The organism is Psychromonas arctica DSM 14288 (assembly GCF_000482725.1).
GTDB classification, from domain to species: domain Bacteria; phylum Pseudomonadota; class Gammaproteobacteria; order Enterobacterales; family Psychromonadaceae; genus Psychromonas; species Psychromonas arctica.
This window is the reverse complement of sequence record NZ_AXWP01000041.1, coordinates 61,437-72,912: the sequence shown is the minus strand read 5'-3', so window position 1 is coordinate 72,912 and position 11,476 is coordinate 61,437. Positions and strand designations below refer to the sequence as shown.

Sequence of the window (11,476 nt, the reverse complement as noted above, 5' to 3'; positions counted from 1 at the left end):
GGTTTGTAGAAAAAGAAATACCTAATAGGTTGTTAAATTTAGCAATTTTTCATGCTCCAATTAAAACAACCTGAGTTAAATGCATAAGCATGTTATTTTAAATAGGTCTGTGCTTCTTTTTCAACGTTATCAAGTTCGTCTAATAGCTCTAATAACTCAGGCTCTAAATGATGTGCTTTAACCCCTTGCTTCAGCTCTTTTTCGATTAAGCCGGCAATATTCTTTAATTTAGGCACGCCGCTATAGCTACAACCACCATGAAATTTATGAATGATAGTAACAAACTGCTCATGGTCACCGTCTTCTTCAATCACTCGATTTACGACACTTCTGATATCTGCAAACTCATCTAATAACATACTTAACATCTCTTTTGCTAAGTCAGTTTTTCCTGCAGATTGTTGTAATGCAAGTGCCCAGTCAAATGATTTTTTTTCTACAGTAGGCAATGTCGGGGCTGGCGTTGATGATGTTTCTTGAGCCGACAAAGGATCAATCACTTTTGCATTCGGCGCCCACTTATTAATAATTGCCTGTAAAGCCAACTCATCAATTGGTTTAGCTAAGCAATCATCCATCCCTTTTTGTAGAAGCTGCTCTTTTTCACCTGGCAAAACATGTGCAGTCACGGCAATCACCGGGCTTTCTTGATTTAAAGAGTTCTTTTTTATTTCAGCACAGGCACTAACACCATCTAAAACTGGCATTTGGATATCCATGAAGATAATGTCAAAAGGTATTTTCTGTGCTTGCTCTACGGCTTCTCGCCCATTACGACAAGTCGTCACTCGATTAACGCGATCGCTAAGCATCGCTGAAATGAGTTTTAAATTAGCTCGGTTGTCATCAACGGCCATCACATTGATGTCTTTACGTAGCAATGGCGCTGACACTTGTAGTGTGGTGGGTGTCGTTTCATTAGAGACTAAAGCATTGGCAAAGTTTTTATGATTAATCGGTTTACTTAAGCAATGCGTGATACCGGTATTCATTAATTGTTCATACACGCTTGGATCACTGGAGTTGATTAATACAATGATATTGTCAGTATACTGCTTCGCTTGCTCTATATGGTTTAATAATGGACGTATATCTTGGTTATTGCTGTGTCCGATGACAATACTGTCATAGCATTTGTTGAGTGCTTTTTTCCATTGTAGATCTGTTTCAGTAAGCGTGGCGTTTGTTTTCCATTGCGTTAATAGCTGCGTGCACGCCCTTGCTGCATATTCGTTCGATTCATAGGCTAAAACGCTTCGACTTGATAGCCTTGTAAGCGGTAAAGATTCCAATGACGTTCTTGTATTTTTTTCTATTTCAATAACAAACCAGAAAACAGAACCTTGATCAGGTGCCGATGTTAAATCGATATGGCCTTTCATTTGGCGCACTAGTTTTTGTGTGATCACGAGTCCTAGACCGGTACCACCATATTGACGAGTGATACTACTATCTGCCTGTCCAAAGGCTTTAAAGAGTTGTACTTGTTGCTCTTTAGAAATACCGATACCCGTATCCGAGATAACAAATTTAAGCTTGATATTGTTCTCTTTACTGCAGTCTTCTTCAATGCGTTGAATATTAACTTCAATATTACCTTGTTCGGTAAACTTGACTGCATTACCTATTAAATTAGTTAACACTTGTTGTAAACGCATTGCGTCGCCGATCAACTCTTGCGGTACATTGCTATCAATATACATACTGAGTTCAATATTTTTTTCATGCGCACTTTGCGCCAAGAGATGCATCGTTTCATTAATGCAATCACGAATATCGAAGGGAATATTTTCTAGGTCTAATTTACCTGCTTCAAGTTTAGAGAAGTCTAAAATGTCATTAATGATATTAAGCAGATTACCTGCAGAGCGTTCAATCGTTTGTAAGTAATCAACTTGGTTATTAGTCAGTTGTGTTTTCAGTAATTGCCTTGCAAATCCAATCACTCCATTAAGTGGAGTACGTAATTCATGACTCATATTGGCCAAGAATTCAGATTTTACTGACGCCGCTTGTTGCGCTTCTTTACGGGTAATATCTAATTCAATATTTTGTACTTCCATTTGATCTAGTGTTTCTCGCAACTCACTAGTCGCTAAATCAATACTCTCTTGCATCTCTTCATGATGTTTAGACATGGCCACGGCCATTTCATTGATACCGTGCTGCAATAGGCTAATTTCGCCAGTGTACTCACCTTCTACACGTGAGTTTAAACGTCCAAGACTGATTTTCTCAACTACCGAGGCCATTTCTGAAATAGGGGCTGTAATGCGCTTTGCCTGTCTGAAAGCTAAATAAACACTGCCTAGTATGCCCATTAAGACGACCAGCAAGGAGATTGCAGCATCGCGATATAGTAATAACTCAACTTGGTCGCGATTTATCTCTAATGCGACATAGCCGACCACTTTACGGGGTTGATCAAAGGTTAATTGATACTCTAAAAAGTTGGTTTCATCAATAATGGGACTATGGATAATAATATTGTTACCAATAGTGCTGATCTGCGGTAAATCTGGAATGGGTTCATCGACCGCTAATCTCAGTTGTTTATAATCCCGGTGATAATTACTGATCACAAATAATTCATTGTCAGCGGTAAAAATCGCAATACTTTTGATCATGGGGCTATTTTTACGGTGTGTCGCACCAATTAAACGGCGTAAAATAGTTCTTGTTTCATCTTGCATGCCATATTCACTGGCAATCGATAATGCATCAGCAACATTAAGAGCGCGATTAATTAAGAACTCATCGGCTTGTTGAAAGCGATGAAATGAAAAGTAACCGGCTAATAACCCACCAATCAATACAGTAGGAAGGATGGTATAAGCAATAACTTGTGCGCGTAGGCCGTATTTAGTCATAGGATAAAGTCTAATTTCAATGGAGTAATGAATGCTTGCATGTTTTATGTGACAATAGTGTACCGATAAACGTAATCGCTATCATGGCATAGCTTACTTCACCTGTGAAATATTTATGGCTCAGTTCTTCAAAGCATCGCGCACAAACAAGCAAAATAACAAAGTAATTAAACATTGTCAGATTGATAAACTCGATCATCAAGCTCGTGGCATGTTATTTCATCAAAACAAACCATTGTTTGTAGAAGGTGGATTGATCGGGGAAGTATTGGATGTTTCCATTGAGGAAGATAAAAAACGTTATAAAAAAGCGTCTATTATCAAAATACATAAAGCCAGTGAATTACGTATAACCCCGCATTGTCAGCACTATCAAGAATGTGGTGGTTGCCACTTACAGCACATTGAGCAAAGTGCTCAAATTGAGATAAAACAGCAAGGTGTATTAAGTTTATTTGAACGGTTTGCTAAATATAAGCCTGAATACTTAGAAGCCACTTTGCAATCTGATGCTTGGGCCTATCGTCGTTGTGCACGTTTTGGTGTGCTCTATGATAAAAAGACTAAAAAAGTACAGATGGGGTTTCGTCGCTCCAAAAGTAGCGAACTAATTAATCAACAAATTTGTCCGGTATTAAAACCTGCGTTATCGCAGTTAATTTTACCAATTAAAGCCTTATTAAACCAACTGCAAGGTAAAGCGGCACTTGGCCATATTGAGTTAGTTGAAGCTGAAAATACGGTGGCAGTTTTATTGCGTCATCTCAAACCGCTTTCTGAACAAGATGTACAGTTGATTATCGCTTTTTCTGAACAACATCAATTACAGTTTTATGCACAAAGCAACCCAACCACCATCACATGTTTAACGACAGAGCATCAATTATCTTACTCCTTACCAGAGCAAGATTGCCAGTTTGGATTTAACGTTGATGATTTTCTTCAAGTAAATGCTGTGGTTAACGAAAAAATGGTCATGCAAGCAATGAATTGGCTCGCATTAAACGAAACTGACCAAGTATTGGACTTATTTTGTGGACTGGGTAACTTTACGTTACCTATCGCAAAAATTGCTAAACAAGTGGTTGGAGTGGAAGGTATTCAAAAAATGGTCGACCGTGCCACAGAGAATGCCAAACATTGCCAAATAAATAATGCGCAATTTTACCAAGCTGACTTAAGTGATCTGAACGCATTAAATGCACAATGGTCAAAGCAAGAATATAACAAAATATTATTAGATCCTGCGCGTGCTGGTGCTGCTGAATGTATGGCGTTTGTCGCCAATAAAAAACCAACGCATATTGTCTATGTTTCTTGTGATCCTGTGACTTTAGCGAGGGATAGCCAGTTGCTTTTAGAGCAGGGCTATAAACTTGATAAATTAGGCTTAGTCGATATGTTCCCACAAACTGCGCATGTGGAATCGATGGCATTATTTGTCAAAAATAAGTAATATTTATAGCGTAATAAAGTTTTAATTCAAATGAGAACAAAATATCCAATCTGTTTATCATTGGGTGTTTTTTAGTATTATTAGGATCTGCTGAGGCTGCATTAAAATTCGTCTTTAAAGTCTCAGTTTTAAAGGAGCATGTTAACAGTGCTTTAGTATTCATTGTTTGCTTGTAATCGAAAAGATTCAGTTGATTTTTTGGAGTATTAGATGGTTTCAGTTCGTGATACACACTTTTACCAAAGTGCATTAAATGACCCTGAGAAATGGGTGACAACCTTTGGCTTAAGTAAACAAGATCAAAATAATTTATTTGATAATTACAATAAAGTCAGTGAATTATGTGACTCCGAACAGCAGATCGTTGCATTGAAGCTTGGATGTGAAATGGTTGAAATACTGGTCACTCTAAACATGGACATGGATACTTTAAATGCAGCACTAATCTTTCCTTTACTAGCTCAAGATGTTTTAAGCGCTGAAAAAATTGATGAGTTGTGGCCAAAGCGCATTGCTAAATTAGCCAAAGGCGCGATGGAAATGGAAGGTATTCGCGCTTTACAAGATAGAGGCGGTAAAAAAAGTACTGCGTCTCAAGTTGATAATTTACGCCACATGTTATTAGCGATGGTAGAAGATGTTCGTGCAGTGGTGATTAAACTTGCTGAACGTATTTGTTATTTACGCCAGGTTAAAATTGCCGACGAAGATACAAAAGTGCAACTTGCTCATGAAATATCAACCATTTACGCTCCTTTAGCAAATCGTTTAGGAATAGGGCAGTTGAAGTGGGAGCTTGAAGATCTGTCTTTTCGTTACCTACAAGCTGAAACCTATAAAAATATTGCTAAACAGCTTGATGAAAAGCGTATCGATCGTGAAAATTATATTCAAAATTTTGTTGAAACCGTTAAATCATCATTAAATGAGATGAACATAACGGGGACTGCTTATGGGCGACCTAAGCATATCTACAGCATTTATAGAAAAATGCAGAAAAAAGACCTTAAATTTGATGAATTATATGATGTAAGGGCAGTACGTGTTGTGGTTGAAAAACTGCAGGATTGTTATGCCGCATTAGGCGCTATTCATACTAAATGGCGACATATTCCTCGTGAATTTGATGATTATATTGCTAACCCTAAACCTAACGGTTATCAATCTATTCATACGGTTGTTTTAGGCGATAGCGGTAAGCCTGTTGAAGTACAAATACGTACCCAACAAATGCATGAAGACTCTGAAATGGGGGTTGCTGCGCATTGGAAATACAAAGAAGGCAGTGCTGGTGGAAAGTCAGCGAGTAATTACGAAGAAAAAATAGCCTGGTTGCGTAAACTCTTAGCATGGCAAGAGGATATGAGTGACGGTGATGATTTAGTTGAGGAGATTCGAAGCCAGGTCTTTGATGACCGTGTGTATGTATTTACACCAAAGGGAGAAGTGATTGATATGCCAGCGGGGTCGACGCCACTCGATTTCGCTTATTATATTCATAGTCAAATTGGACATCGTTGTATCGGTGCAAAAATTGCCAATCACATCGTTCCATTTACTTATCAGTTAAAAACCGGTGACCAAGTTGAAATTCTTACTCAAAAAGAAGCTAACCCAAGCAGAGATTGGTTAAATCCACAGCTCGGTTATATTAATGCTCCGCGTGCTCGTCATAAAGTCGCGACTTGGTTTAGAAAACAGGATCGAGACAAAAATATCATTGCAGGACGTGAGTTGTTAGAAGTTGAATTGGTTAAGATTAATTTAAAGCTTGCCGATATAACACCTGCGATCTCGCGCTTTAACGTGGGCAGTGCTGATGATATTTATGCAGGAATTGGTAATGGTGATTTACGTATTAATCAATTGGTACACTTTTTAGATGGGTTTTATCATCAAAAAACCCTAGAACAACAAGATGCTGCCGCGTTATTAGAGTTACAAAACCGCAAGACACAAATTACGCCTAAAAATACAGGCAAAGATATCATTATTGATGGCGTGGGTAACTTAATGCATAACATTGCAAGGTGTTGCCAACCAGTACCTGGTGAGGAAATTGTCGGTTATATAACTCAAGGGCGTGGTATTTCTATTCACAAAAGTAACTGTGAGCAATTAGCTGACCTAGAAGAAGCCCACCCTGAACGTATTATTAGTGCTAATTGGGGGGATTCGCAATCATCGGGTTATACATTAACGCTTCGCTTAATTGCAGATGATAGAAGCGGATTGTTAAAGGATATCACCACGGTATTATCCAATGAAAAGGTAAATTTATTGGGCGTACACAGTCAAACGAACACTAAAACATTAACGGCCATTATTGATCTATCCTTAGAGGTTCAAAACAATAAAGAGATTAATAAATTATTAGTGAAGCTAAAACAGCTTAAAGATGTATCTGACGCGCATCGGTTGTAAGCTAAGCGATCTATAAATAGATAAAGTCTGTTTATAAATAAAGCCACTTATTTCAACAGAAATAAGTGGCTTTATGCTTTGTTTAATAGCTCAATAGTTCAGCAGTTCAGCAGTTCAGCAGTTCAATAGCTCAATAGTTCAGTAGTTCAGTAGTTCAATAGTTCAGCAGCTCAATAGCTTAGCAGCTCAATAGTTCAATAGCTCAGCAGTTCAGTAGCTCAATGAGTCATCAGTGAACTACTGCACTTGCTATCCAATAGTAGTTGGCATTAAATAAAATCAATCGGGTCAACATCAATTGACCAACGTACCTTTCTCCCCTCTGGTATTTTTTCAAAATGTGTTAACGCAATATTTAATGTTTTAGTGACTAAAACTCTCTGTTCACTTTGTATCAGTAATTGAAAACGATATTTTCCTGCACGCCTTTCCATTGATGCGGCAATTGGGCCTAGTATCAGTAGACGATCACTGACTTTATTATTTTGTGCTATTTGGTTTAATGTTTGTTTGCACAGAGTCAGGAAGTTTTCTGCCTGTGTTGCATTCAATGATTCCGCTCTAATTAAAGCTTGATAAGAAAATGGCGGTAATTGAGCCATTTTTCGTTCCTGTAAAGCACTGCGAGAAAAATCACCATAACCATTATTAACTAACTCTTGTAATAGGTTATGCTCGGGGTGGAAAGTTTGTAGAACCACTTGTCCTTTCTTTTCTGCTCGGCCTGCTCGACCTGCTACTTGCGTGAATAATTGGCCCAACCTTTCACTCGCTCTAAAATCATTACTAAACAGGGCTCCATCAACATCAACCAAAGCCACTAACGTAACATCTGGAAAATGATGTCCTTTGGCTAGCATTTGAGTACCCAGTAATATTTTATATTTACCGCTGTTAATATCGTTGAGATATTCGTTAAAACTATCTTTTTTACGCGTATTGTCTCGATCAATTCTCACCGTTTTATGATCTGGGAATAACTGCGTTAATGTTTCTTCCAGTTGCTCTGTCCCTACACCGGTAGAGTGCAAGTTGGTAGAACCACAATCATGACATTGTTCTGGTACCGGATGTGTCGCCATACAGTGATGACAATGTAGATAGTTTGCACTTTTATGGTAAGTGTAAAAAGCATCACAACGCTGACATTTTGCCAGCCATCCACATTCATGACACATTAAAACGGGGGCGTAACCACGGCGATTTAAAAATAAAATAACCTGATTGTTTTTATCAAGATGTTGTTGCATCAGTTCGATTAATTGTGGTGATAATCCTGACTTAAGCGGTAATCCCGTCAGATTAATTAAGTCATTTCTAGGGGGAGTCGCATTGCCCGCTCGATGTGTCAAAAATAGATGCTGGTAACGACCTGATAATGCATTATTAAGTGATTCAAAAGCAGGCGTCGCAGATCCTAGTAAAATAGGAATGTTTTCTTGAGAGGCGCGTTTAATCGCAAAATCACGTGCATGATAACGAAAGCTGTCTTGTTGTTTAAAAGATGCATCATGCTCTTCATCTAAAATAATTAACCCAAGGTTTTTAAAATCACTAAAAATGGCACTTCGAGTCCCAATCACAATCGCAGCACTACCTTGTTTAGCGTGCAACCAAGTTTCCAGTTGTTGCTGTTCGTTTAATGCAGAATGTTTTAAATAGATGGGCACACTAAAGCGTGCTTTGAAGCGCTTAATGGTCTGTGGCGTTAACCCAATTTCTGGTACGATAATTAATGCTTGTTGACCTTTTTCTAAGACCGCTTTCAATATATTAAGGTAAACTTCTGTTTTACCACTGCCAGTGATCCCTTCCAACAAGTAACATTTAAATTTATTTAATTGCTGCGTCACACTGGTTATAGCAAGCGCTTGTTCTGTGCTCAATTGAGGTTTTTGCTGCAGCTCTTGTAAGGATTCTGCCCACTCTAGATTGCTAGCTGGGATTTCTTCATACCGTGTGACCAGTTGTTTTTCTTGCAGGCTATTTAATGTCGCTCGGCTGACATTGTTCTCTTTTAATTGATCATAACTGAGTGCTGATACTTGTAATAGTTGTGCTGCTTGATATTGCTTTTTCGCCCTTGTTAACTGGCTTATATCACTATCAGCTTGTTTCAATTTCCAATATTCTTGAGCTTTAAAGGTGGCGGGTTTTCCTTTGCGCAACAAAGTAGGGATAGCTTGTTGAAAGACATCACCAAAAGGATGCTGATAATAGATCGCTGCCCAGTTTAATAACTTATATAAGCTATGACTTAATAATGCTTGTTGATCCAACAATTGTGAAATTGATTTTAATTTTTCGATGGCATAGTCAGATTGCGCTGGTGTCGCAGTGATCACCCCGACTTGTTTTCGGTGGCCACCGCCAAAAGGGACGAGCACACGACTGCCAATTAATGAGTTTAGGTCTTCTGGATGGAGGTAGGCTGGAAGCAAGTAATCAAATTGCTTATGTAAAGGAATCGCCAGTGCCACTCTGCAAATTATTAATTGAGTCATAGAAGATCTGTTTTAAGTTAATACATCATTAGGATTAAACATTGTAACCTGTTTATGGAAAGGGTTCTGTTTAAGTCTGCTAAATTAATCAATTTATACTTATCTGTATTTCATTTTATGCCTCTCATTGATACCTCTCAACTAGACTTACCATCCATGCCTCTTAAGGGCTTGTTGATTTTGTATCTGTATGATAATAATAATAAAATAGTGAAGACCATTAAGTTTTTTTAATACTGAAAATAAAGTTGTTATTTTTGGTTATTTTAAGTTGTACTTTTATTGCCCATTACTATACAATCCGCAACCTGAAATTTAATGAAAAATACGTGTGGTACTTTGTTGAGTGAAATAATTCATTCAAGCTGAGCAGCGATACGGCCTAAAAGAGGTTTTCCCTATGAAAAATGATATTCATCCAGAATACAAATTAGTTACTGCTACTTGTTCATGTGGTAATGTAATCAAAGTTGGTTCTACTCTTGGTAAAGAAGAGTTAACTTTAGATATTTGTTCAGCTTGTCACCCATTCTACACTGGTACTCAACGTGTTGTTGATACTGGCGGTCGTATTGACAAGTTCAAAAAACGTTTCGGTGCTTTATCTTCTAAATAAGATAACTACCACGTTTTTAAAAAGCACCTTAGGGTGCTTTTTTTGTATCTGTAAACCTGAAATTTACTTTTTTTCTAAATATTGCCTTCCATTACAACCCTAGCTTGTTTGAGCTGTTACAATACTGCAAATTAGCCCTGTGATTTTGGTTAAAACTTGATTATCATCACACTTTTATTTTTATGCTTATTTTTTTAAGCAATTTAGCCTATTCGAATGGAATTTATAGATGTCAGATTTTCGCCAACAAGCCCTTGATTACCACGCTTTTCCTAAACCAGGAAAAATAAGCGTTGAGCTTACAACTTCAGCTGAAACAGCTGAAGATTTATCATTAGCATATAGTCCAGGTGTTGCTGAGCCGGTTAGAGAGATTGCCGCTAACCCTGATGATGTTTATAAATATACCGCGAAAGGTAATTTAGTTGCTGTGATCACTAATGGTACGGCTATTTTAGGGCTAGGTAATTTAGGCCCGTTAGCTTCTAAGCCTGTAATGGAAGGTAAAGCATTATTATTTAAACGCTTTGCAAACCTTGATGCGGTCGATATTGAAGTAAAGCATCGTACACCAGAAGAGTTTATTAATACTGTGGCTAATATAGCAGATACCTTTGGTGGTATTAATCTTGAAGATATTAAAGCACCTGAATGTTTTGAAATTGAAAAAGAGCTAAAGCAACGCTGTAATATTCCGGTTTTCCACGATGACCAGCACGGCACTGCAATTGTAACCGCAGCGGCAATGATCAATGCGTTAGATATTCAAGGTAAAAAAATTGAAGAGTCTAAAATTGTCTGTATGGGCGCTGGTGCAGCAGCCATTGCTTGTATGGAATTATTGATTAAATGTGGCGCGTTGCGTGAAAAGATTTACATGTTGGACCGTAAAGGGGTAATTCATACTCGTCGTGACGATATCAATGAATATAAACAACGTTTTGCCAATAATACTGACCAACGCACTTTGCAAGATGTTATTTGTGGTGCAGACGTATTTGTGGGGGTATCTGGCCCGAATGTATTAGGTGCTGACGATGTTAAACTAATGGCTCCGAATCCAGTTATTTTTGCTTGCTCAAACCCAGATCCTGAAATTAACCCTGAATTAGCACACTCAGTACGCGATGATTTGATTATGGCGACAGGACGCAGTGATTACCCTAACCAAGTTAATAATGTACTTTGTTTCCCGTTCATCTTCCGTGGTGCTTTAGATGTTCGTGCAACGGACATCAATGATGAAATGAAAGTAGCTGCTGTTAATGCAATTCGTGCGATTGCAAAACTGCCAGTGCCAGAGTCTGTTCTTAAAGCAAGTGGTTATGAATCTCTCGATTTTGGTAAAAATTATATTATTCCTAAACCTATGGATCCTCGTTTATTGAAAAGTGTCGCAGGTGCTGTTGCACGTGCTGCTATTGCAACGGGTGTCGCACAAATTGAACTTCCTGAAGATTATATGCTTTAAGCTTGACTTCACAACTTGACATAACGATTCCTATTTTGTTGTTTTTTTACACCCAATAGAAGAGAATAGTTATATATTCAGGCTAATATCTAGCTCAAGCTTCACAATATGCAACTTATTCGCAAATGATTTATA

At 38.0% G+C, this 11,476-nt stretch carries 6 protein-coding genes; 4 read left to right on the top strand and 2 right to left on the bottom strand.

All coding sequences use genetic code 11. The features are described 5' to 3' along the window. Positions 1-92: 92 nt before the first annotated feature. On the bottom strand, positions 93-2,870 hold the full coding sequence (gene barA / locus H592_RS0106835; RefSeq protein WP_028868115.1) for a two-component sensor histidine kinase BarA: 2,778 nt from the start codon (positions 2,868-2,870) through the stop codon (positions 93-95). Between the two features lie 115 nt (positions 2,871-2,985). Between barA and rlmD the strand changes: the two genes are divergently transcribed. Together rlmD and relA are read left to right on the top strand one after the other, a co-directional pair. Then, positions 2,986-4,326 (top strand): 23S rRNA (uracil(1939)-C(5))-methyltransferase RlmD, encoded by a 1,341-nt coding sequence (gene rlmD, locus H592_RS0106830; protein WP_028868114.1) that lies wholly within the window; start codon positions 2,986-2,988, stop codon positions 4,324-4,326. A 210-nt stretch (positions 4,327-4,536) separates the two neighbouring features. After that, positions 4,537-6,750 (top strand): GTP diphosphokinase, encoded by a 2,214-nt coding sequence (relA, locus tag H592_RS0106820; RefSeq protein WP_028868112.1) that lies wholly within the window; start codon positions 4,537-4,539, stop codon positions 6,748-6,750. A 269-nt stretch (positions 6,751-7,019) separates the two neighbouring features. Here relA and priA read toward each other — a convergent pair whose 3' ends face one another. Next, positions 7,020-9,254, bottom strand: a complete 2,235-nt coding sequence (gene priA, locus H592_RS0106815; RefSeq protein WP_028868111.1) for a primosomal protein N' — start codon at positions 9,252-9,254, stop codon at positions 7,020-7,022. Positions 9,255-9,654: 400 nt separating this feature from the next. On the opposite strand from priA, the gene rpmE reads away from it, so the two are divergent. Both rpmE and H592_RS0106805 read left to right on the top strand, forming a co-directional pair. Continuing rightward, entirely contained in the window at positions 9,655-9,870 is a 216-nt protein-coding gene (gene rpmE, locus H592_RS0106810) for a 50S ribosomal protein L31 (RefSeq protein ID WP_028868110.1), read from the top strand. A 229-nt stretch (positions 9,871-10,099) separates the two neighbouring features. Continuing rightward, positions 10,100-11,341, top strand: coding sequence for a malic enzyme-like NAD(P)-binding protein (locus H592_RS0106805; protein ID WP_028868109.1), 1,242 nt, complete (start codon positions 10,100-10,102; stop codon positions 11,339-11,341). Positions 11,342-11,476: the final 135 nt, after the last annotated feature.